Source organism: Pseudohaliea rubra DSM 19751 (assembly GCF_000764025.1).
Lineage (GTDB): Bacteria > Pseudomonadota > Gammaproteobacteria > Pseudomonadales > Halieaceae > Pseudohaliea > Pseudohaliea rubra.
Genome location: NZ_KN234764.1, coordinates 58,739 through 80,225 on the forward strand (window position 1 = coordinate 58,739; position 21,487 = coordinate 80,225).

Sequence of the window (21,487 nt, forward strand, 5' to 3'; positions counted from 1 at the left end):
CGGCCGGCGCGAGATTGTTGACCCCTCCGCCGGCAATCACCGTTAGACTACACATCTGTTTTTCCGCCATCCCGGGCTCTCCATGATCCTACCCTCCCTCGCCATCGTCGTCGGTTTCATACTCCTGGTCTGGAGCGCAGACCGCTTTGTGGAGGGTGCAGCAGCCACCGCCCGGCACGCGGGCATGCCCTCGCTGCTCATCGGCATGGTGATCGTGGGCTTCGGCACCTCGGCCCCGGAGATGGTTGTCTCGGCCATGGCGGCGTTCGACGGCAGCCCGGCCCTCGCCCTGGGCAACGGGCTCGGCTCCAACATCACCAACACAGGGCTGATCCTGGGCATCACGGCCCTGATCGCGCCCATCGCGGTACAATCGAAGGTTGTTCGCCGGGAGCTGCCGCTGCTGCTGCTCATCAGCCTGCTGATCGGGGCGCTGCTCTGGAACGGGACCCTCGGACGTCTTGAGGCCTTCGGGCTCCTGGCCGGCTTTTTTGTTCTTATCGGCTGGTCCATCGTCGAAGGGCTGCGCAACCGTCAGGACCCCCTTGCCGGCGAGGTCGAACAGGAGCTGGCAGCGCAGGCGATGCCCCTGGGGCGTGCCATCTTCTGGCTCATCGCCGGTTTTCTGCTGCTGATTGTGAGTTCGCGCGTTCTGGTTTACGGCGCCGTGACCATCGCGCAGGCGCTGGGTATCAGCGAGCTGGTGATCGGCCTCACGATCGTGGCCCTCGGCACCTCGCTGCCGGAGTTGGCGGCCTCAGTCATCGCCGCCCGTCGGGGGGAACACGACATCGCCATCGGCAACGTCGTCGGCTCGAACATGTTCAACCTGCTGGCAGTGATCGGCATCGCCGGCGCCATCGCTCCGCTGTCGTCTATCGAAGCGGCGGTGCTCTACCGGGACTGGGCGACCATGGTCGGGCTGACGCTGCTGCTCCTGGTCATGGCCTACGGCTTCCGGGGCCCGGGGCGCATCAACCGCCTCGAGGGCATGGTGCTGCTGGCTGTCTATATCGCCTACAGCACCGTACTGGTGCTGCAGGCAACCGCCTAGGGCCTGTTGCCGCTCAGCGGCTCTTCCCCTCGGGCTTTTTGCTCGCAGGCTTCTTGCTCACAAGCTTCTTGCCCGCCGGTTTCTTGCCGCCGTTTTTTTTGCCCGAGGGCTTGTGACCACCGGGCTTGCGGTCCTTGTCCTTGCGACCGGTGGCCGCCGGCGCGCCGTCGCCGGCGCGGGAGATCTGCAGCTTCTGGCCGCTCACCCATACCGACTGAAGGTGCCGGAAGATCTCCGCGGGCATACCCTCCGGCAGGTCCACAAGGCTGTGATCGTCGAAGATCTGGATGCGGCCGATATACTCCGCATCCACCTCGGCCTCATTGGCGATCGCGCCCACGATGTTACCGGGGCGGACGCCATGCTGCCGGCCGACCTCGACCCGGTAACGCGCCAGGCCCGCCTCGGGATGCTCCCGAGCGCCATCCGCGGCCTGCCGCCGGGGCTTGCCGCCCTCCTCCCGGCCCGGCCGCACTTCCCGCGCCGGCGGTCGCTCCGCCGCCTCCGTGAAGGCCGCCTTCGCGCTGCTCCCGGGCTGTGCCTCCCCCTGGCTGAGCAGCACCAGCGCCGCGGCCACTTCGATGATCGGCACACCGAACTCCTGCTGGTACTCCTCCACCAGGCGCCGGGCCGCGTCGAGGTCCCGGCTGGCCAGGGTCTCGGTAATCCGCGCCTTGAAGCGGGCGGAACGGCGGTCTGTCACCTGCTCCGCCGTTGGCAGCGCCATGGGCTCGATGGGCTGCCCCGTGGCGCGCTCGATAGCGCGCAGCAGCCGCCGCTCACGACTGGCGGCGAAAAGAATCGCCTCGCCGCTACGCCCGGCACGGCCGGTGCGGCCGATGCGATGAACGTAGGCCTCCGGATCGTTGGGAATATCGTAATTGATCACGTGGCTGACCCGCTCCACGTCGAGACCGCGGGCGGCCACGTCCGTCGCCACCACGATATCGAGGCCGCCGGACTTTAACTTTTCCACGGTTTTTTCCCGCTGCGCCTGCGCGATGTCACCGTTGAGAGCCGCGCTGGCAAAGCCTCGGGCCGCCAGCTTGTCGGCCAGCTCCTGGGTCGCCAGCCGCGTGCGCACGAAGATGATCACGCCGTCGGTATCCTCGGTTTCGAGGATGCGGGTCAGCGCGTCCAGCTTGTGCACTCCGGCCATCATCCACACCCGCTGGCGGATGGAGGCGTTGGTCACGGTTTTCTGCCGGATGGTGATCTCTTCCGGGTTGCGCAGGTGCTTGCCGGCGATGCGCCGGATCGCGTCCGGCATGGTTGCGGAGAACAGCGCGATCTGCCGCTCCCGCGGCGTCTGCTCGAGAATCCACTCCACATCATCGATGAAGCCCATACGCAGCATCTCGTCGGCCTCGTCGAGGACCAGGGTGCGCAGCCCCGAGAGGTCCAGGGAGCCCCGGCGCATATGGTCCATGACCCGCCCCGGCGTGCCCACGATAACCTGTACGCCACGCTGCAGCGTGCGCAGCTGCGTGCGGTAGTCCGACCCCCCGTAGAGAGGCAGTACCCGGAAGCCCTTGAGGTGGGCGGCGTACTTCTGGAAGGCCTCGGCGACCTGAATCGCCAGTTCCCGGGTCGGCGCCAGCACCAGCGCCTGGGGCTTTGTCTGTCCGGGGTCCAGCGTGGCGAGGACGGGCAGCGCGAAGGCGGCGGTCTTGCCGGTGCCGGTCTGCGCCTGCCCCACAAGATCCTGCCCCGCGAGCAGCGGGGGGATGGTCAGGGACTGGATCGTGGAGGGCGTTTCATAGCCCACCTCGGCCAGGGACTGGAGCAGGAATGGGGGGAGTGACAGCTCGGCAAAGCTGCCGATAGGGGTTGCCGTGGTCATGGGCGGGATACCGGAAGTAAAGGTGATTCACCCGGTCGCGGGCGATCTGTCCACTATACAGGTACCCGGCCGCTGCAGGGTGTGATTAGTTGGGTTCCCGCTCGTTTTCCCCGTCTTCATCGCCGTCCTCGCCGCCCTCCTCAGCCGCGCGGAGGCGACGTTGACGTTGTGCTTCCTCCGCCAGCACGGCGCGGATCTCCGCCAGCACGCCCTCGGTGTCAGCGGCCTCCGTGGGCAGGTCGAAGTGACCCGTGAGGGGGACCTCGGGGTCGAGCTCACCGGACTCGAAGCGGTCCCAGAGCTCCTCCGCATAATGCGTGTTCAGGAGCTCGGGCGCGAACTGTCCGTAGTAGCGAGTCACGTTAAGGATATCCCGGGCCAGCATGGCCTGGGCGTTGTTATTGCCGGCGGCATAAACCGCCTGGGGGAGGTCGATGATCACCGGGCCGTCCTCGTTGACGAGGATATTAAACTCGGAGAGGTCACCGTGGATGAGGCCGGCATCCAGCATGCGCAGCACATAGTGCATAAGCAGCGCATGGTCTTCCCGAGCCTGCTCCGCATCCATGGTGACATCGTTCAGCCGCGGCGCCACGTCACCGGCCTCATCGGTGACCAGCTCCATGAGCAGCACCCCATCGAAACAGCCAAAGGGGCGGGGTACGCGCACCTCGGCCCGGGCCAGGCGGTAGAGCGCGTCGACCTCGGCGTTCTGCCAGGTCTCCTCCTGCTGCTGCCGGCCGAAGCGGGACCGCTTGTCCATGGCCCGGGCCCGCCGGCTGTTGCGCACCTTGCGCCCTTCGGTGTACTGGGCCGCCTTTTTGAAACTGCGCTTGGCCGCATCCTTGTAGATTTTCGCGCAGCGCAGTTCGCCGGCGCTGCGGACGATGAAGACGTCAGCCTCCTTGCCGCTCATGAGGGGGCTGATGACCTCGTCGATGAGGCCCTCTTCCAGGAGCGGCTGGAGGCGCCGGGGGGCTTTCATGGTGTCTTTTCCTGCTCTGGGGCGCCGGGAGCGACGGGCTGACCATCGCCCGAGGCGCTCGAATCCACTGCGTCAAGCGGCGTCCCGTGGTGGTCAAACAGGCCGCTGTTCGCCAGCTGCCGGGCGACCGGCAGCATGCCGTTGACGCTCTCGCTGAAGTCCAGGCCAGTGCCGAACCAGGCGATGACCAGCTCCCGGGCGGGGTCAACGTAAAGTCCCTGGCCATCGTAGCCGCTCTTGAAAAAGGCGCCATCACCCCAGACGTAATCCCACTGCCAGGACGAGTGGCGGGGCAGGTCGTCGCCGAGCGTCGCCCGCAGCTCGTCAAGATCTTCCGCCTCGAGGGCGATGCCCTCTTTCTGGATAGCCTCGACCAGCCCACTGTCGATGGCGCCGAAATGCTCTGGAACCGTGAACAGCTCCCCGAAGCGGGCGAGGTCACGCAGACGCAGCGAAAAGCCGCCGGCCGCGTAAGGGTAGCCATCGCTGCTGATAGCGATGAGCGCGTCGGCCTCGGGGCCAAGGCGGGCCCACAGCTGCGCCTGCACGACCTCCGCAAAGGGTTTTCCGGTTACGGCCTCGATGACGAGACCCAGCACGGCGGTATTGGCGGAGACATACTCGTTGCGCGCGCCCGGCGGCCCGCGGCGGGCCATGGCCCGAAGCTCCGCCGGGAGGCTGCTCTTCCGGCCCGTGGGAGCAGTAATGTCCAGCGCCTCCTCGAGGCGGTAAATGCAGGTCGAACTATCCTGGTAGCCGTCACTGTCCAGGCAATCAATGCCCGAACCCATAGCTGCGACGGCCTGCAACGGCGTGCCGGCCCAGGCCGTCCCGGCCAGGACGGGCAGGTACCGTTCCACCGGGGCCGCCATGGCGACCCGGCCTTCGCGCACCAGCGCGGCAAGGGTCGTTGCGGTCAGCACCTTGCTCACGGACCAGGCGAAGTGCCGCTCCCAGGGCGCCATGTGTGGATAGGCCTCAAAGGCAATAGCGCCCCGGTGCAGAACGATCACGCCGTCCAACAGCGCGTCACCGGCAACGTAAGCGGAAAAGGTCGAAGAGTTGCCGGAATGGACCACCGGCAGCGCCGCGAGCCCTTCCAGCGACGCCTCCGGCAGCGGCCGCGGGGCCGCCGTGCGATGCACCGTAGCCTGATACCGGTAGGCCGCCGTGTGCAGATGGAACTGGCGGCTCACAGCGCCGCCGCTGTCGAAGTTCTGCGGTGTGACCGCCGTGAAACGGTCCCGGAAACCCTGGGCACCGGCATGGACAGCAAGGAGGCCGCAGAGGACGAAGAGAAGGGAACGCTTGCAGGGCATAACAGGCCTCCAGGGCAGGCACAGAAAAGCTCCGAGACCAGCGGCTCGGGGGCCGCACATCATACCCCAGGCGCGGCCCTGACACGCGGCCGCCGGCGGTGACGTGCCCCATCCTTGATCCGCCGCACTGGCCTTTGTCATCGTGGCGCGCATACTGGAGGCCGATTGATAACGGCAGGTGAGGCCATCATGCACAGCAAGCGCGGGCTCATTTTTGCAATCCTCGCGGCGGCGCTGGCCCTGGCGCTGCTCATCGGCTGGCTCGCACGGCCGGAGCCTGTCCCCGTGCGCGTGGAGGCCGTCGCCCGGGGCCCCGTCCAGGCCACGGTAGCGAACACCCGGGCCGGCACCATCGAGGCCTGCCGTCGGGCCGGGATTTCACCGCGCCTCGGCGGCCAGATCGATCTCATGCCGGTAAGCGAGGGCGATGTGGTGGAAAAGGACCAGATCCTCATGGCGTTCTGGAACGACGACCTGCGGGCGCGGGTAAGGCTCGCCGAGAGCGAGCTGCAGGCCTCCGGGGCGCGCAGTGAGCAGGCCTGCATCGTTGCCGACCGCGCCGCCCGGGAGGCCGCGCGGCAGCAGCGACTGAGCACGCAGGGGCTCGCCTCCGAGGAAGCCATCGACAATGCCGAGAGCCGGGCACTGGCGCAGCAGGCTGCGTGCACGGCGGCGCGCGCCGCCGTGGAGGTCAGCCAGGCACAGCTGGAGGTCGCCAGGGCGGCTCTGGACCAGACGCAGCTTCGCGCCCCCTTCCCCGGTGTCATTGCCGAGGTGAACGGCGAGGTCGGCGAGTTTGTCACCCCCTCCCCCGTCGGCATACCCACGCCGCCGGCCGTGGACCTTATGGATATCAGCTGCCTCTACGTCTCCGCCCCCATCGATGAGGTCGATGCGCCGGCAATCCGCGTGGGCATGCCGGCGAACATCTCCCTCGATGCCTTCGGCGACCAGCGATTCCGGGGCCGCGTGCGCCGGGTCGCCCCCTACGTGCTCGACCTGGAGAAACAGGCCCGCACTGTCGACGTCGAGGTTGAGTTTCTCGAGGCGGCGGACTGCGACTGCATGCTGCCGGGCTACAGCGCGGACATCGAGGTCGTGCTGGCCCGGAAGGACAATGCACTGCGCGTCCCCACGCAGGCGGTGCGTGAGGGCAACCGCGTGTACCTGGTGAACGACGAGGGGCGCATCGAGGAACGCCACCTCGAGGTGGGCCTGCGCAACTGGGTCTGGACCGAGGTGACGGCGGGCCTGGTGGCGGGCGCCACGCTGGTACTCACCGTGGACCGGGAAGGCGTAACTCCCGGCGCCCTGGTCGAAGCCCGCCGGCACGAGCGCAGCGATGATTGAGCTGTCGCACATCGACCGGCACTTCCAGGTCGGCGATCAACGGGTCAAGGCCCTGGACGACATCAACCTGCACATCGGTGCCGGGGAGTATGTTTCCATCATGGGGCCCTCCGGCTCGGGCAAGTCGACGCTCCTCAACCTTATCGGCCTCCTCGACCGGCCCAGCGCCGGCAGCTACCGCCTTGACGGCACGGACGTCACCGCCCTGAGCGATGTAGAGCAGGCGCAGGTGCGCAACAGCCAGATCGGCTTCGTATTCCAGATGTTCCACCTCGTGCCGCGGCTCACCGCAGCGGAAAACGTGGCCCTGCCGCTGCTGCTGGCTGGAATGACGGCGGAGGCGCGGCAGCCGCTGGTGGCCAGCGCCCTGGAAGCCCTGGGCATGGCCGATCGGAGCCACCACCGGCCGGAACAGCTGTCCGGCGGTCAGCGCCAGCGCGTGGCCATTGCCCGGGCCACGGTCACCAAACCGCGGGTTCTCCTGGCCGACGAGCCCACGGGCAACCTCGATCAGAAGGCGGGTGGCGATGTGCTTGCCATTCTCGAAGGGCTGGTCGACGCGGGCATCACGCTGATCATGGTCACCCACGACCCCGCCATGGGCGGACGGGCGCAGCGGCAGCTGGCCATGAGGGACGGGCGTCTGGTCAGCGATGAACAGGGATCGCCCCATGGCGACCCCTAGCAGGGATGTGGCGCGCTTCGCCTGGCAGGCTCTTGCCGGCTATCCGGTCCGGACTCTGCTCATGCTTATCGCCATGGCCATCGGCGTCGGGTCCGTGGTGGTGCTCACTGCCCTGGGGGAAGGCGCCCGGGGTTACGTCACCGGCGAGTTCGCCTCCCTCGGCACCAACCTTGTGGTGGTCCTGCCAGGCCGCACCGAGACAGCGAGGCTGAACCCCGGCGCGATGTTCGGCGAAACACCCCGGGACCTCACCCTGGGGGACGCCCGGGCTCTCACCCGCAGCAGCCGGGTACGGCGCGTCGCCCCGCTGAACGTGGGCTCGGTGACCGTAAGCCACGGCCCCCGATCCCGGGACGTGGTCATGCTCGGCTCCACCAGCGACCTGCTGCCCGTGCGGCACTGGCGCATGGCCCGGGGCAGCTTTCTGCCGGTGATGGCCAGCGACCGCGCCATGCCCGTCGCCGTAATCGGCCAGACGCTCCGCGAAGAGCTGTTCGGCGCCGAGGGCGCCCTCGGTGAATGGCTGCGCATCGGCGACCGTCGCTTCCGCGTCATCGGAATCCTCGGCTCCCGGGGCCGCTCGATCGGCGTGGATACGGACGAGACCATCATTATCCCCGTGGCCGCAGCGCAGCAGCTCCTGAACACGCAGTCGCTGTTCCGCATCCTGGTGGAGGCGCGCAGTCGGGAGGACATTGAGCCCGTTCGGGACTTTGTGGAGGCGGCGATCGCCGAGCGTCACCAGGGGGAAAGAGATGTGACCGTGATCACCCAGGATGCAGTGCTTTCCACCTTCGACGACATCCTCGGCGCGCTGACGCTCGCTGTGGGCGGCATCGCCGCCATCAGTCTCGCGGTGGCCGGCATCCTGATCATGAACGTCATGCTCGTGGCCGTCTCTGAGCGCACGGCGGAAATCGGCCTGCTCAAGGCCATCGGCGCGACCCCGCGGCAGATCGTCACGCTGATTCTGGCCGAGGCCTCGCTGCTGTCTTTTCTCGGCGCCCTCCTCGGCCTCGCCCTCGGCCAGGCGAGCGCGCTGGGGCTACGCCTGGCGCTACCCATGCTGCCCGCCTACCCACCGCCCTGGGTCATCGCTGTCGTGGTTACCGTGGCGATGGTCACGGGCATCGTGTTCAGCGTTCTGCCCGCGCGCACTGCGGCACGGCTGGACCCGGTACGCGCTCTGGCGCGGAGGTAGCGCTATGAAGACGGCGGATTTCCTGTCGCTGACCGGTAGCTCGCTCCTGGCACACCGGCTGCGCAGCCTGCTCACGGCGCTCGGTATTGCCGTGGGGATCGGCGCCGTGGTGCTGCTCACGTCCATCGGCGAGGGACTGCAGCAGTTTGTCCTGGCGCAGTTCACCCAGTTCGGCACCACTATTGTCGCGGTCAACCCGGGCAAAGCGACCACCGCCGGCACCAGCGCCGGCGTTTTCGGCACGGAACGACCGCTGACCATCGAGGATGCCATCGCCCTGGAGCAACTGCCCTACGCCCGCGCCGTGGTTCCCTTCGTGCAGGGCAACGCCGCGGTGGAATATGCCGGTCTGAGCCGCCGCACGACGATCTATGGCGCCGGTCCGGCCATGCCCGAGGCTTTCCGTATGGCCGTAGCCATCGGCGGCTTTCTGCCCGAGGACGATCCGACGGCGCCCCGGGCCCTGGCCGTGCTCGGCAGCAAGCTGCGCGGCGAGCTGTTCCGCGACGAGAATTCCCTGGGGCGCCGCATCACGATCGCCGGCAGCCGCTTCCGGGTCGTCGGCGTGATGGCCGCCAAGGGCACGGTGCTCGGCTTCGACCTCGACGACACGGTCTACATTCCCGCCGCCCGGGCCATGAGCCTGTTCAATGTCAACGGGCTGATCGAGATTGATGTGATGTACGACGAGGATACGAAGGTGGAGACCGTGGTTGAGGGCATCCGCCGGGTGCTCACAGCGCGCCATGGGCGCGACGACGTTACCATCACCACGCAGCAGCAGATGCTCGACGTGCTCGGCGGGGTGCTGGATGTGCTCACGTTTGCCGTCGCGGCCATCGGCAGCGTGTCACTGCTCGTCGGCGCCATCGGTATTGTCACCATCATGACGATCGCCGTGAATGAGCGCCGCAACGAGATCGGCCTGCTGCGGGCTCTTGGTGCGCGGCAGTCCCAGGTGCTGTCGCTGTTCCTCGGCGAGGCCATCGTCCTCGCCGCCGCCGGCGGTCTGGCGGGCCTTCTCCTGGGAACAGGTCTCGGCCAGCTCCTGCAGTTTGCGATCCCGGCCCTGCCGGTGCAGCCGTCGCTGTTCTATGTGGTCCTCGCGGAAAGCATCGCCATCACTATCGGCCTCCTCGCCGGCGTGCTCCCGGCCCGGCGGGCTGCCCGCCTCGACCCGGTGGAGGCGCTGCGGGCCGAGTAGTACTTCATCGGTCGATCCGGTTTATCGCGGCTTGCCGGGGTGCAGCCGGGCGGGAGCACCCCCGGTCGATCCAGCTTATCGTGGCTTGCCGGGGCGCAGCCGGGCGGGTGCACCCCCGGTCGATCCAGCTTATCGCGGCTTGCCGGGGCGCAGCCGGGCGGGAGCACCCCCGGTCGATCCAGCTTGTTTCGGCTTATTGCGGCTTGCCGGGGCGCAGCCGGGCGGGAGCACCCCCAGTCGCTCCACGATATTCGCTTGGTGGGGGTGCTCCCGCCCGGCTGCGCCCCTACCGTCCGGCTGCGCCCCTGCCGCCCCTACCCCCCGGGATGCACATCGACCGTCCGGGATACACCCCTTCTTCTCTGGAAATGCGCGAAGACCCGAAAATTGCCGTTGCCCCTGGCCGCTGGCCGCCTTAAGCTCTGCGGCTTCCCTTAGTGACCCGTGAGCCGTCCCGCGCCAGCGCCGGACGGAACAGCTTTCGTTCCCCGCTGCGGCGGGGGCAGAGTAGCAGCGCGCGGACTGGACTGGAGACAGCACGACGGCCATGGCCTCTCTCAAGCACGACTGGTTTTCCAACACCCGCAACGACCTGCTGGCCGGCATGGTTGTGGCGCTGGCACTCATCCCCGAGGCCATCGCCTTCTCGATCATCGCCGGCGTGGATCCGAAGGTGGGCCTTTATGCCTCGTTCTGCATTGCGGTGATCACTGCGTTCACTGGTGGCCGGCCGGGGATGATTTCCGCCGCGACCGGTGCCATGGCCCTGCTCATGGTAACGCTGGTGAAGGAACACGGCCTCGAGTATCTCCTGGCCGCCACGGTGCTCACGGGTGTCCTGCAGATCCTGGCCGGCTGGGTGCGTCTCGGCACGCTGATGCGTTTTGTGTCGCGCTCGGTGATCACCGGCTTCGTCAACGCCCTGGCGATCCTGATTTTCCTGGCCCAGCTACCGGAGCTGACCGGCGTTACCTGGCACGTCTACGCCATGACCGCGGCCGGGCTGGCAATCATCTACCTGCTGCCCTACCTGACCCGCGCCATACCGTCGCCTCTCGTGGCCATCGTCCTTCTGACCATCGCCGCCATCTCCCTGAACCTGGATATCCGCACCGTCGGCGACATGGGTGCGCTGCCGGACACGCTGCCGGTGTTCCTGCTGCCGGATATCCCGCTGACGCTGGAAACGCTCTGGATTATCCTCCCGGTAGCGACCACGCTGGCGGTGGTGGGACTCCTCGAGTCGCTGATGACCGCGTCGCTGATCGACGACCTGACGGACACCGGAAGCAACAAGAACCGCGAGTGCGTGGGCCAGGGCGTCGCCAACATCGGCGCCGGCTTCCTCGGCGGCATGGCGGGTTGCGCGATGATCGGCCAGTCGGTGATCAACATTAAATCCGGAGGCCGGGGCCGCCTCTCCACCCTGTCCGCCGGCGTCTTCCTTCTTGCGCTGCTGATGCTCGCCGGCGACCTGGTGGCGCGCATCCCCATGGCGGCCCTGGTGGCGGTCATGATCATGGTCTCCATTGGTACGCTGAACTGGCAATCGCTCCGCGACCTGCGCACAAACCCGAAGAGCTCGAGCGTGGTCATGCTCGCCACGGTCGCGGTCACCGTCAGCACTCACGACCTTGCCCTTGGTGTGCTCACCGGCGTGCTGCTTTCGGGTTTCTTCTTCGCCCACAAGGTGGGGCAGGTGCTCATCGTGCGCTCCCGCGCCGATGAGGACGGCCGCGTGCGGCGCTACCAGGTCGTCGGGCAGGTGTTCTTCGCCTCCGCGGACCGTTTCGCCGCTTCCTTCGACTTCCGCGAGGTCATCGAGCGGGTGACCATCGACGTCAGCCGGGCGAACTTCTGGGACATCACTGCCGTCAGCGCCCTCGACAAGGTGGTGATCAAGTTCCGCCGGGAAGGTACAGAGGTAGAAGTGCTCGGGCTCAACGAGGCCAGCAAGACTCTGGTCGACAAGTTTGCCGTGCATGACAAGGACAACGCCGACGACCTGATCCTCGGCCACTGACAGGAAAACCCGGGAGCCACTGATGACACAGCATGAAGAGCGCGTCCTGGCCTGCGTGGACCAGTCTCATTTTGCCGACCACGTCGCCGACTACGGCGCCTGGGTCGCGCGGCGACTGACGCTGCCGCTGGAGCTTCTTCACGTCATCGATCGGCACCCGGAGATCGCCAGCGCCCCCGACCACAGCGGCGCCATCGGCATCGACGCTCAGGAGCAGCTCCTGTCCACACTGTCGGAGCAGGACGAGGCCCGCAGCCGCGCCGCCCGCGAGCAGGGCCGGGCTTTCCTCGCCCGGCTACGGGAGCGCGCCGAGGCCGCCGGGGCCGCACACACCGACACGCGTCAGCGCCACGGCGAGCTGCAGGAGACCCTGAGCGAGCAGGCCGATAATGTCCGCGTCTTTGTGCTCGGGCGCCGGGGGCGTTCCGCCGAGGCCACCCAGCGCGACCTGGGGCGCAATGTTGAGCGTGTGGTACGCGGCCTCGGCAAGCCCATCCTCGCGGTCACCGACTCCTTCAGCGAACCCGAGCGCGCCCTCATCGCCTTTGACGGCAGCAGCCTGGCCCGCCGGGGCGTCGAGCTGGTGGCGGCGAGCCCGCTCTTCCGCGGTATGCCCATCCACCTGGTGATGGCCGGCAAGCTGCAGCGCGATGCTGAAAAGCAGGTGGCCTGGGCGACAGGGGTGCTCGAAAACGCCGGCTTCAGCACCTCCACCGCCCTGCTGCCCGGCGATACGGAAAGCGTGATTGCCCGGGAGATCCAGGCCCGCGGCAGTGACATCCTGGTCATGGGCGCCTACAGCCATTCGCCGCTGCGCTCGCTCTTCCTCGGCAGCAAGACCACGGACCTCCTCCGCGCCGCGCGGGTGCCGGTACTGTTGCTGCGCTAGCATCGGCGACCGGGGGCCCCGGCCGTTATAGCCGCCGGCACTATGACGTGGAACAAACGCTATTTTACGCCGACGCTCCGCAGCGGTAGGCTTCATTTTTTCCTGAGCACTGCCACGGAGCACCAGCATGTCTGCCACCGACGAATTTCTCACCGCCAATGCCCGCTACGCGGAGTCCTTCGACAAGGGCGACAAGCCCATGCCGCCCGCCAGACAAGTCGCCGTGGTCGCCTGCATGGATGCCCGCATCGAGACTGGCCGCCTCCTGGGCCTTGAGGAAGGAGACGCCCACGTTATTCGCAATGCCGGCGGCGTGGTCACCGACGATGTGATCCGCTCCCTGGCGATTTCCCAACGCCTCCTCGGCACCCGGGAGATCGTGCTTATCCATCATACGGACTGCGGCATGCTCACCTTCAAGGACGATGCGGTGAAGGCTGACATCGAGGCTGACACGGGCCTGCGTCCGCCTTTCGCTCTCGAAGCCTTCGCAGACCCGGCGGAGGACGTCAAGCAGTCCATGCGCCGTATCGCGAACAGCCCCTTCGTCCCGCACAAGGACGCGATCCGGGGCTTTGTCTACCACGTGGAAAACGGCCAGCTGAAAGAAGTGCACCCCTGAGGGAACACCGCGCCCGGGCCGGCGACCCCGGCGGCGCGTTTCGGTAAACTGCGCCGACGCGCCACGGAAAGGCGGCCATGCCCGAACTCGAAGCGAACAGCGCCGGCGCACTGCTCGGCCGCATTATTGCCATTCTCTTCCCCATCGTGGCTATCGTCACGGTGGGGTTTTTCTATGGGCGGCGACACAACCCGGAGATGTCCGTCGCCAACCGCCTCAACATAGACATCTTCGTCCCGGCGCTGATCCTCGGCGCCATGGCCAGCAAGTCCTTTGAGCCCACGCGCTACGCCGGCCTTGCCTCCGGCGCAGCGCTCCTGCTGCTCACCTGTGGCCTCATCGCCTGGCCCGTTGCGCGGCGCCTGGGGCTGGCCTGGCGCACCTTCGTACCACCGATGATGTTCAACAATTCGGCGAACATCGGCATTCCCCTGGCGGTGCTGGCCTGGGGCGAAGAAGCACTGGCTGCGGGGGTGATCCTCTACAGCGTATCGAACGTGCTGCACTTCTCCCTCGGCGTGCGCATGCTCGACCCGCGCGCAAGCCTGCGCACGCTCTGGCGCAATCCAACACTCCTGGCCGCCTTCGGCGGCCTGGCCATCGCCCTGCTCGGGATACCCGTCTGGCCGCCGGTAGTGCACGCGCTGCAGCTCCTTGGCAACGTCGCCATCCCGCTCCTGCTTTTCGCCCTGGGGGTGCGCATGCAGGACGTGCGCTTCGACGCCCTGGGCGCTTCACTGCTGGGGGCCGGCGCACGCCCGCTCTTAGGCATGGGCCTGGGCTGGCTCCTTGGCAACCTCCTCGGCCTCGGCCCCCGGGACAGCGCCATGCTCATCCTCTTCGGTGCGTTGCCGCCGGCGGTCATGAACTTTCTCTTCGCCGAGCGCTACGGCCAGGAGCCCGAACGGGTCGCCGCCATCGTACTCACCGGCAACCTCGCGGCACTCCTGGTGCTGCCACTGGCCCTGGGGTGGGTGCTGTAGACCGGCTGCCCGGTTCCGGACGCTCCGGGTCACCTGAGCTCGCAGCGGCACTTTGCACAGGCGTTCCGGTGCTATAAGGTTCTCTCTTTCCGGTTATCGTCGCCCCATGTCCGCAGACACCCTCACCCCCACGCAGAGCGCCCGCCTGCTCAAGCTGGCAACCAACGCCTCGGTGCTCACCGCGGCGGTGCTCATTCTGGTGAAAGCCCTGGCTTACTGGGAGACCGGGTCGGTGAGCATCCTCGCCTCCTTCGTTGACTCGCTCATGGACTCCGGCGCGTCGCTACTGAACCTTATTGCGGTCCGCTACGCGCTGGCACCGGCGGATCGCGCTCACCGCTTTGGTCACGGCAAGGCCGAATCCATTGCCGCCCTCGGCCAGGGGACCTTCATCATCGGTTCCGGCCTGTATCTGATCGTCGAGTCGGTGCAGCGCCTGCTCGATCCGCAGCCGCTGCAGGCCTTCGGCCTTGGCGTGGCCGTCATGGCCTTCACCATCGGCGCAACCGCGGTGCTGCTGCTTATTCAGGGGTACGTGATCCGCCGTACGCACTCGGCGGCGATCCGCGCCGACTCGCTGCATTACCGCACGGACCTGCTGACCAACAGCGCCGTGCTGCTGGCCCTGGTGCTCGCCCAGCTCGGGTGGCCGGGCATGGACCCGGTCTTCGCCCTGGCCGTGGCACTCTATATTCTCTCCTCCGCCCGGCGCATCATGGGTGACGCTTTCAGCGAGCTCCTCGACCGGGAACTGCCCGAGGCGCGGCGCGAGGCCGTGCTCGCCCTTGCCGAGGGCCACCCGGAGGTGCGCGGCGTCCACGACCTGCGCACGCGCAGCGCCGGGCGCGTGGAGTTCATGGAACTGCACCTGGAGCTGGATGACCACCTGCCGCTGATCGAGGCACACCGCATTGCCGATGAAGTCGCGGACGCTATCCGCGCAGAGCACCCGGCGGCGGACGTCGTCATCCACCAGGACCCGGTCAGCATCGCCGAGCCGCTGCTGGATCAACAGATCGAGGAGGCGGAAGAGGCCTGAAGACACAGGGAGAGCGTAGCGCCATGGAATACCGGCAACTGGGAGACAGCGACATCGAGGTCAGCGTCATCGGCCTCGGCACCATGACCTTCGGCGAGCAGAACAGTGCCGCCGACGCCGCCGCACAGCTTGACCTCGCCCTTGAACGGGGGGTCAACTTCGTCGATGCGGCGGAGATGTACCCGGTGCCACCGCGGCCGGAGACCCAGGGGCGCACCGAGGAATACATCGGCGCCTGGCTCAAGGCGAGCGGCAAGCGTGACCGGGTCGTGCTGGCCAGCAAGGTCGCCGGGCGTGGCGACCAGAACGCCGGCGTCGACCATCTCCGCGGCGGTCCGCGGCTCGACGCCGCTTCCGTGCGCGCGGCCCTCGAGGGGTCCCTGGCCCGCCTCGGCACCGACTACCTGGACCTGTACCAGGTGCACTGGCCGGAACGGCGCACGAACTTCTTCGGACACCTGGGCTACCGACACCTCGGTGACGACGGCATCGCCATCGCCGAGACCCTGGAAGCCCTCGGCGAGCTGGTCAGAGAAGGCAAGGTCCGCCAGATCGGCATCTCAAACGAGACGCCCTGGGGTGTCCTCGAATACCTGCGCCTGGCGCGGGAAGCCGGGCTGCCGCGCATCGCCAGCATCCAGAACCCCTACAACCTCCTGAACCGTTCCTTCGAAGTGGGGCTGGCGGAGATCGCTATCCGCGAGCGGGTCGGGCTCCTCGCCTACTCGCCGCTGGCCTTCGGTCTCCTGACGGGCAAGTACGCCGGCGGCGCGCGGCCCGAAGGCGCGCGGCTCTCGCTGTTCCCACGCTTCGGCCGCTACGACAACCCGCAGGCCGCGGCGGCCACGGAGCGCTACCTGGCCCTCGCCGCGGAAGCCGGCGTTGATCCGGCAAAGCTCGCGCTGGCCTTCGTCAACCAGCAGCCGTTTGTTACCAGCAACATCATCGGTGCAACGACGCTCGAGCAGTTGGAGACAAACATCGCCAGCATCGACCTCGCACTGCCCCGCGAGCTGCGCAAGGCCCTCGACGCCATCCATCTGCAGCACCCGAACCCGGCGCCCTGAGCACGGGGTCGGCCATTGCCCCCGGGACGGGGATGGATTACTTTCTTTGCTCTCCCCGAGCAGAGGCCAGGGCATGGCAAACCGGTTTGACGCAGGTAGTTTCTTCATCCGCTGGCTGTTCGCGGCAGTGCTCGTCTTCGGCACCTACAACCCGACGGCGTTTTCCTACCTGTCCTGGGTTGTCGACAGCGAGACCCGCCTCGGGCCGGTGGTCGCGATCATCGGGCTCGCCCTGCTCATCGGCTGGATCATCTTCCTGCGTGCCACCTTCCTGGCCATTGGCTGGCTGGGGGTCACGCTTGGCGCGGCGCTCTTCGCCGCCATCATCTGGCTGTTCATCGACCTGGGCTGGCTGTCCCTCGACAGCACCCGGGCTCTCGCCTGGCTGGCGCTGCTCCTGCTGTCGCTGATCCTCGGCGTGGGGATGTCCTGGGCGCACCTGCGGCGCATGTTCAGCGGCCAGCTCTCCGTCGACGACGTCGAGGACTGACGTCAGGGCAGCTCGCGCAGGCCAAGGGAACCAAGACGACCCACGAGGCCCTGCAGCGCCTCGTCGCTCCAATCGTGCCCCGGCAGCGGCCGGCCCCATACCGGGTCCGGCCAGCAGCAATCGCCCGGACGCCGGCCGATCACGTGCAGGTGCAGCTGCGGTACTACGTTGCCGAGGGCGCCGACATTGACCTTCGGGTAGCCGCATTCCTCCTTGAGAAAGGCGCCGAGCGCCGCCGCGTCATCGAGGAGCCCCTCGCGCTGCCGCGGCGGCAGGTCCGTGAGGTCATCACAGGCCGTAGCCGGGACAAGGATGAACCAGTGCAGCGCCGCCTCCCGATGCAGGAGCAGCAGCGCGGACGGCAGGGCACCGAGCAGGTGGCTGTCAGCGGCGAGGCGCGGGTGCAGCGCGGCGGGGTCCAGCACGCCCTCAGCGGGCGCCATAAAAGCCGGCAAAGCGGTCGATGAAGGCCTGCAGCTGGTCGTCGGGCAGGTCGTTGATGCCCGCAGCGGCGGCGCGGCCACCGCCCGTGGGGAACTCGCGGCAGAGCTCGTCGGCGCCGGAGCGGTTGCTGAGGGGCGCGCGTACGCTCACCAGCAGGCCGCCGTCGCGCTTCGGCGTAAGCACCGCGTGGGCGCGCTCCGGGTTCGCGTTGGTCAGCTCGTTGCTGTAAACCCCGGAGACCCGGCGGGACCAGGCCTCGGCGGGGAGCAGGAACACCGCGGCGCGCTCGTCGGCATAGGCCGGCGACAGCTGCCGGGCCGCGCCCAGATCCTCGTGGTAGCCCGTCTCCAGCTGCTCGAAGATCGGCCGGTTGTCGGCCATGAAATCCTCTGGCTCGCTGTAGGGCAGCAGCTCCCGGAACAGGTCCGCCGGATGAAAATGAAGCTCCGACAGGTCTGGTCCGTAGCCATTGTAGTTGATGTAGATACCCAGATTCTCAAGGCGCGCAAGCCGCTCCTCGCTGCAGCCCAGGGGCCGGGCCAGGGCCTGGGCGCTCTCGCGCAGGTTGTCGCCGAAACTGCCGACCACGGCCCAGGGCCGGTGCGCGCCCTGGAGCACGCCATTGACCAGGGAGCTGGTACAGACGGTGGCTTCGGTGTTGATGTGCGCCTCGAAGGCTGGATGCTCGGGCAACTCCCCCGCGTAATGGTGGTCGCAGTACCAGACGCTGGCGCCGGCTGAGAGCAGATCGACCAGGGGCTGCCGATTCTTGTCGAGAGAGATATCGAGCACCGTGACCCGGTCGCCCTCCCCCGCCTGAACGCGGCTGAGAAGCGCAATATCCCGCTTCACACCAGTAACCAGCGCGGCCTCCCGGGGCTCGGCGAGGCGGAGCTGAAGCAGCGCGCAGATGCCATCCGCGTCGCCGTTGAAAACATCGAAAGCAGCCATGCAACCCTCGTTGGCTGGAAGTGAACTCAGTCCGTCGCGGCCTTGCCGGCGAACAGCGTCTTGACGTTGGAATCAGTCGCCTCGCCGCGGCTTGCGCGGCGCACCACCCGGCCCTGTTTGACCCAGAGGTGGTCGTGGCGGACCTCGTGGCTGGCAAAACCGCTCACCGCCTCCGAGAGGAGCTCGGTGATGCCGCGGCAGTCCATGCCCTCGCAGCACTCGCGCAGCTTTTCCAGCGCCTTGCACACGTCACGGTAGTGGAGGCTCTCCTCCTCCGCGCGCATGATCATGGGATGGCCCGTGCCGCTGACGGAAGTACCGAGGAGCAGCTCCTCGTGGAGCTTTTCGCCCGGGCGCAGGCCGATAAATTCAATCTCCACGCCATTGTGCGCGGGCCCGCGGCCGCCGACCTCATGGCCGCTCAGGCGGATCATGCGCTTGGCCAGGTCGACGATCTGTACCGGCTCGCCCATGTCGAGGACGAAGACATCACCGCCGGTGCCCATGGCGCTGGCCTGGAGCACGAGCTGCGCCGCCTCCTGGATGCTCATGAAGTAGCGGGACACTTCCGGGTGGGTCACGGTCACCGGGCCGCCGCGCTCGATCTGGTCGCGGAACAGCGGCACCACGGAACCCGAGGAACCGAGCACATTACCGAAGCGCACCATGCAGAAACGGGTGTCCGTATCTTCCTGGGCGAGCCCCTGGAGGATGAGCTCGGCGAAGCGCTTGGAGGCGCCCATGATATTGGTGGGCCGCACGGCCTTGTCCGTGGAGATGAGCACGAAGGTCTCTACACCGGCGAGCCGGGCGGCCTCGGCCGCGTGCCAGGTACCGAAGGCATTGTTGGCGACACCCTCGGCCACGTTGTACTCGACCATGGGCACATGTTTGTAGGCGGCGGCGTGGTAGACCGTGTGCACACCGAAGGTGCGGTAAACAGTCTCCAGCCGCGCCTGATCGCGCACGGAGCCGAGGAGGCAGACCACATCGATGTAGGTGCCGGCCCGGGCCTGGAGATCGCGCAGCTCGCGCTCGATGCGATAGAGCGCGAACTCGCTGTTGTCCAGAAGCACGAGCTCGCGCGGCCCGGCACTCAGAATCTGCCGGCAGAGCTCGGCGCCGATGGAGCCGCCGGCACCGGTGACCATAACCACCTTGTCGGTGATGCAGCGGTCGATGAGCTCCGGATGGGGCGGCACCGGGTCGCGGCCGAGCAGGTCATCGAGGTCGATGTCCTGAATCTGGTTGACCGTGGCGGCCCCGGAAACCAGTTCGTTGATCTTGGGCACCGTGCGCACATGCACCGGCAGACCGACCAGGGAGTTGATGATCTCCCGCCGGCGCTCGTGCGTGGCCGAGGGGATGGCGAGGAGCACCTGGGTGATAGCGTGTTCCCCCACCAGCCGCTCGAGGTCTGCAGGGCTCATCACCTGCAGACCGTTGATCACCGAATGCTGCGCCCGCGGGTCGTCGTCGACGAAAGCCACAACCCGGTACTGGTCACCGTGGTGCAGCGCCGTAAGCAGCTGGCGGCCGGACTCGCCGGCGCCGTAGATAATCACATTCTTGGAACTCGAGCGCAGCCGCGCCTGGTAATAGGCGCGCACCACAAGCCGCGAGCCACCGATGGAGAACATGGCGAGAGCCCAGTACACGAAGGGCGTGGAGCGCGGCACATCAGCACGGGTGAAGAAGATCGTGGCGCCGAGGACGAGGGTGGAATAGCTGGCCGCGGTGATGATGGACCAGATCGCCTGCTGGCCCATGTAGCGGATCACTGCCCGGTACAGTCCCATACGCAGGAAGATGACCGCGCTTGCAGCCAGGGTCACGACCCCGCAGAGCACCTCGACAAAACCGATGTGGAAGGAGGCATTGCCGAAAGGATAAGCAACGGCAAGCCACAGAGCCGCAGCGACAAACACCATGTCCACCAGCAACACCAGGCCCTGCTTGATGTTGCGGGGAACCTTGATGACCCTGTCGGTCGCCGCGCGCAGGGCAGCCCACCGGCAGGAGAGCGCCTGCAGCATGTAAAGCGCTGCTTGCTTGACCAAGTTGTTCACTCCGCGCTGGTTGTGCGCCCGGTGGCTTTTGTTCTTTAGCCGCCACCAACTCGAGGATGTTACTGCAAGTGCCGGTACTTGGCCATGGCCAGCAGGATCGGGGCGTAGCCGAGGCCCAGGAGGAGCCAGGCCAGCGACGGTTCGGCGGCGGCAAACCAGGCCAGCGGGGTGAGCCAGGCCCACTGCACGGCGAGGAACAGACCGTCGACCCGCCCGTGGGAACCCCAGCGGCGAGCGAGGCGCTGGTAGAGGTGCTCCCGGTGGGCCTCGGTCAGAGGGGCGCCGCGGGCCACGCGCAGGAGCAGCGTAAAGCCGGCATCACTCACAAACAGCGCCAGCAGCAGAGGCCAGCAGACCGGCGACAGGCCCTCGCGCCAGGGGCCGGCGACCGCAAGCACAGCGAGGAGGAAGCCCGTGGGGATGCTTCCCGCATCGCCCATGAACAATCGGGCCGGCGGCCGGTTATGGAACAGAAATCCCGCGTGGACACCGGCCAGAGCGAGGCAGAGAAACAGATAACCCGGTGCCGCACCGGCCTCCGCGGCCAGCCAGGCGCCCGCGGCGGCCGCAGACAGGCACTGCAGGGCCGCCAGGCCGTCGATCCCGTCCATAAAATTGTAGAAATTGGTAAAGGCCAGCACGGCGAAGGCCAGGGGCAGCCAGGCCAGCAGGCCGACGAGGCCACTGCCGACGATCACCCAGCCGGTGCCCAGCACCGCCGCAGCCGCGTAAAGTGCCAGCCGCAGGCCCGCGGGGAGCTGACGCAGATCGTCGACGAAACCGACCAGAGCGAGGCCCACGCCCAGAGCCAGAGGCAGCGCGTAAGGACCGGGGGCCGCGTCGCCGAGCAGCAGCGCCGCCACCAGCGCGAACACCAGCGCAATACCCGCACCACTCGGCGTGGGCGTCACGTGGGAACTGCGGCCGGTGGGTTCGGCCAACCAGCGCCGGGAGCGAGCGAGCACCCCGTAGGCGCCCGCCAGCAGCACGGTCAGGATAGCGGCGCCAAGCACAAGCGCCATCAGCGGTCCTCCCCGGCGGCAACCATGGCCGGGGCCACATCCTCGAAGCGCTGCTCCGGTCGCCAGCCCGTCACCGCGCGTACCGCGTCATTGCGGTAACGGTCCCAGCCGAGGAGCGCCGCCGCTGTCCCCCCGGGCCATTCGCCACGGAGAGCGTCCCGCACCGTCGCGGCAACCCGCCAGGCCCAGGGCGCCAGGGTAGGTCCGGCCAACGCGCGACCCTGGGCCCGGGCGAGGGCCGCGCAGA

The 21,487-nt window shown here is 67.7% G+C and carries 20 protein-coding genes; 12 read left to right on the forward strand and 8 right to left on the reverse strand.

Annotation, left to right across the window (positions count from 1 at the left end; all coding sequences use genetic code 11):
• The first annotated feature begins 82 nt into the window (after positions 1-82).
• Positions 83-1,054, forward strand: a complete 972-nt coding sequence (locus HRUBRA_RS08790; RefSeq protein WP_035516369.1) for a calcium/sodium antiporter — start codon at positions 83-85, stop codon at positions 1,052-1,054.
• A 13-nt stretch (positions 1,055-1,067) separates the two neighbouring features.
• On the opposite strand, the gene HRUBRA_RS08795 is transcribed toward HRUBRA_RS08790, so the two are convergent.
• The 3 genes from HRUBRA_RS08795 to HRUBRA_RS08805 form a co-directional block, all read right to left on the reverse strand.
• Positions 1,068-2,897, reverse strand: a complete 1,830-nt coding sequence (locus tag HRUBRA_RS08795; RefSeq protein WP_052094568.1) for a DEAD/DEAH box helicase — start codon at positions 2,895-2,897, stop codon at positions 1,068-1,070.
• An 85-nt stretch (positions 2,898-2,982) separates the two neighbouring features.
• Positions 2,983-3,882, reverse strand: a complete 900-nt coding sequence (locus HRUBRA_RS08800) for a PA4780 family RIO1-like protein kinase (RefSeq protein ID WP_035516371.1) — start codon at positions 3,880-3,882, stop codon at positions 2,983-2,985.
• Positions 3,879-5,201 (reverse strand): serine hydrolase domain-containing protein, encoded by a 1,323-nt coding sequence (locus HRUBRA_RS08805; protein ID WP_052094569.1) that lies wholly within the window; start codon positions 5,199-5,201, stop codon positions 3,879-3,881. Before HRUBRA_RS08805 ends, HRUBRA_RS08800 begins: the two co-directional genes overlap by 4 nt.
• 189 nt (positions 5,202-5,390) lie before the next feature.
• Between HRUBRA_RS08805 and HRUBRA_RS08810 the strand changes: the two genes are divergently transcribed.
• The 11 genes from HRUBRA_RS08810 to HRUBRA_RS08860 all read left to right on the forward strand — a co-directional run bounded on the left by HRUBRA_RS08810 (position 5,391) and on the right by HRUBRA_RS08860 (position 16,754).
• Entirely contained in the window at positions 5,391-6,551 is a 1,161-nt protein-coding gene (locus HRUBRA_RS08810; RefSeq protein WP_035516412.1) for an efflux RND transporter periplasmic adaptor subunit, read from the forward strand.
• Positions 6,544-7,236, forward strand: a complete 693-nt coding sequence (locus tag HRUBRA_RS08815) for an ABC transporter ATP-binding protein (RefSeq protein WP_035516373.1) — start codon at positions 6,544-6,546, stop codon at positions 7,234-7,236. Before HRUBRA_RS08810 ends, HRUBRA_RS08815 begins: the two co-directional genes overlap by 8 nt.
• On the forward strand, positions 7,223-8,437 hold the full coding sequence (locus tag HRUBRA_RS08820) for an ABC transporter permease (protein ID WP_035516374.1): 1,215 nt from the start codon (positions 7,223-7,225) through the stop codon (positions 8,435-8,437). The genes HRUBRA_RS08815 and HRUBRA_RS08820 overlap by 14 nt, the downstream gene beginning before the upstream one ends.
• Before the next feature lie 4 nt (positions 8,438-8,441).
• Entirely contained in the window at positions 8,442-9,641 is a 1,200-nt protein-coding gene (locus HRUBRA_RS08825; protein ID WP_035516376.1) for an ABC transporter permease, read from the forward strand.
• A 547-nt stretch (positions 9,642-10,188) separates the two neighbouring features.
• Entirely contained in the window at positions 10,189-11,664 is a 1,476-nt protein-coding gene (locus HRUBRA_RS08830; protein WP_035516377.1) for a SulP family inorganic anion transporter, read from the forward strand.
• Between the two features lie 22 nt (positions 11,665-11,686).
• Positions 11,687-12,553 (forward strand): universal stress protein, encoded by an 867-nt coding sequence (locus tag HRUBRA_RS08835; protein ID WP_035516382.1) that lies wholly within the window; start codon positions 11,687-11,689, stop codon positions 12,551-12,553.
• A gap of 127 nt (positions 12,554-12,680) precedes the next feature.
• The gene (locus HRUBRA_RS08840) at positions 12,681-13,175 is read left to right on the forward strand and encodes a beta-class carbonic anhydrase (RefSeq protein ID WP_035516383.1); all 495 of its coding nucleotides are present in this window, start codon (positions 12,681-12,683) and stop codon (positions 13,173-13,175) included.
• Between the two features lie 77 nt (positions 13,176-13,252).
• On the forward strand, positions 13,253-14,158 hold the full coding sequence (locus HRUBRA_RS08845; protein ID WP_201771572.1) for an AEC family transporter: 906 nt from the start codon (positions 13,253-13,255) through the stop codon (positions 14,156-14,158).
• A gap of 106 nt (positions 14,159-14,264) precedes the next feature.
• Positions 14,265-15,197, forward strand: coding sequence for a cation diffusion facilitator family transporter (locus tag HRUBRA_RS08850; protein WP_052094570.1), 933 nt, complete (start codon positions 14,265-14,267; stop codon positions 15,195-15,197).
• Between the two features lie 23 nt (positions 15,198-15,220).
• A complete protein-coding gene (locus HRUBRA_RS08855; protein WP_035516384.1) occupies positions 15,221-16,264 on the forward strand; it encodes an NADP(H)-dependent aldo-keto reductase in 1,044 nt (347 codons plus the stop codon).
• 73 nt (positions 16,265-16,337) lie between these two features.
• Entirely contained in the window at positions 16,338-16,754 is a 417-nt protein-coding gene (locus tag HRUBRA_RS08860; protein ID WP_035516385.1) for a DUF6524 family protein, read from the forward strand.
• 2 nt (positions 16,755-16,756) lie between these two features.
• On the opposite strand, the gene HRUBRA_RS08865 is transcribed toward HRUBRA_RS08860, so the two are convergent.
• The 5 genes from HRUBRA_RS08865 to HRUBRA_RS08885 all read right to left on the reverse strand — a co-directional run.
• Positions 16,757-17,179 carry an HIT family protein gene (locus HRUBRA_RS08865; protein ID WP_236629827.1) on the reverse strand — a complete coding sequence of 141 codons (423 nt, stop codon included), beginning with the start codon at positions 17,177-17,179 and terminating at the stop codon, positions 16,757-16,759.
• A gap of 4 nt (positions 17,180-17,183) precedes the next feature.
• Positions 17,184-18,149 carry a hypothetical protein gene (locus tag HRUBRA_RS08870; RefSeq protein WP_035516387.1) on the reverse strand — a complete coding sequence of 322 codons (966 nt, stop codon included), beginning with the start codon at positions 18,147-18,149 and terminating at the stop codon, positions 17,184-17,186.
• Between the two features lie 26 nt (positions 18,150-18,175).
• Positions 18,176-20,209 carry a polysaccharide biosynthesis protein gene (locus HRUBRA_RS08875; protein WP_236629828.1) on the reverse strand — a complete coding sequence of 678 codons (2,034 nt, stop codon included), beginning with the start codon at positions 20,207-20,209 and terminating at the stop codon, positions 18,176-18,178.
• A 68-nt stretch (positions 20,210-20,277) separates the two neighbouring features.
• The gene (locus tag HRUBRA_RS08880; RefSeq protein WP_035516388.1) at positions 20,278-21,240 is read right to left on the reverse strand and encodes an MraY family glycosyltransferase; all 963 of its coding nucleotides are present in this window, start codon (positions 21,238-21,240) and stop codon (positions 20,278-20,280) included.
• The coding region (locus tag HRUBRA_RS08885; protein ID WP_236629829.1) for a hypothetical protein at positions 21,240-21,487 on the reverse strand (248 nt) is incomplete at its 5' end. The genes HRUBRA_RS08880 and HRUBRA_RS08885, both read right to left, overlap by 1 nt.

What these genes read in the sequence shown, in the direction of transcription:
- HRUBRA_RS08800 (WP_035516371.1), bottom strand. Translation starts at nt 3,882, where the DNA reads ATGAAAGCCCCCCGGCGCCTCCAGCCGCTCCTGGAAGAGGGCCTCATC.
- HRUBRA_RS08820 (WP_035516374.1), top strand. Translation starts at nt 7,223, where the DNA reads ATGGCGACCCCTAGCAGGGATGTGGCGCGCTTCGCCTGGCAGGCTCTT.
- HRUBRA_RS08835 (WP_035516382.1), top strand. Translation starts at nt 11,687, where the DNA reads ATGACACAGCATGAAGAGCGCGTCCTGGCCTGCGTGGACCAGTCTCAT.
- HRUBRA_RS08805 (WP_052094569.1), bottom strand. Translation starts at nt 5,201, where the DNA reads ATGCCCTGCAAGCGTTCCCTTCTCTTCGTCCTCTGCGGCCTCCTTGCT.
- HRUBRA_RS08850 (WP_052094570.1), top strand. Translation starts at nt 14,265, where the DNA reads ATGTCCGCAGACACCCTCACCCCCACGCAGAGCGCCCGCCTGCTCAAG.
- HRUBRA_RS08790 (WP_035516369.1), top strand. Translation starts at nt 83, where the DNA reads ATGATCCTACCCTCCCTCGCCATCGTCGTCGGTTTCATACTCCTGGTC.
- HRUBRA_RS08815 (WP_035516373.1), top strand. Translation starts at nt 6,544, where the DNA reads ATGATTGAGCTGTCGCACATCGACCGGCACTTCCAGGTCGGCGATCAA.
- HRUBRA_RS08870 (WP_035516387.1), bottom strand. Translation starts at nt 18,149, where the DNA reads ATGGCTGCTTTCGATGTTTTCAACGGCGACGCGGATGGCATCTGCGCG.
- HRUBRA_RS08855 (WP_035516384.1), top strand. Translation starts at nt 15,221, where the DNA reads ATGGAATACCGGCAACTGGGAGACAGCGACATCGAGGTCAGCGTCATC.
- HRUBRA_RS08795 (WP_052094568.1), bottom strand. Translation starts at nt 2,897, where the DNA reads ATGACCACGGCAACCCCTATCGGCAGCTTTGCCGAGCTGTCACTCCCC.
- HRUBRA_RS08825 (WP_035516376.1), top strand. Translation starts at nt 8,442, where the DNA reads ATGAAGACGGCGGATTTCCTGTCGCTGACCGGTAGCTCGCTCCTGGCA.
- HRUBRA_RS08830 (WP_035516377.1), top strand. Translation starts at nt 10,189, where the DNA reads ATGGCCTCTCTCAAGCACGACTGGTTTTCCAACACCCGCAACGACCTG.
- HRUBRA_RS08860 (WP_035516385.1), top strand. Translation starts at nt 16,338, where the DNA reads ATGGCAAACCGGTTTGACGCAGGTAGTTTCTTCATCCGCTGGCTGTTC.
- HRUBRA_RS08845 (WP_201771572.1), top strand. Translation starts at nt 13,253, where the DNA reads ATGCCCGAACTCGAAGCGAACAGCGCCGGCGCACTGCTCGGCCGCATT.
- HRUBRA_RS08840 (WP_035516383.1), top strand. Translation starts at nt 12,681, where the DNA reads ATGTCTGCCACCGACGAATTTCTCACCGCCAATGCCCGCTACGCGGAG.
- HRUBRA_RS08810 (WP_035516412.1), top strand. Translation starts at nt 5,391, where the DNA reads ATGCACAGCAAGCGCGGGCTCATTTTTGCAATCCTCGCGGCGGCGCTG.
- HRUBRA_RS08880 (WP_035516388.1), bottom strand. Translation starts at nt 21,240, where the DNA reads ATGGCGCTTGTGCTTGGCGCCGCTATCCTGACCGTGCTGCTGGCGGGC.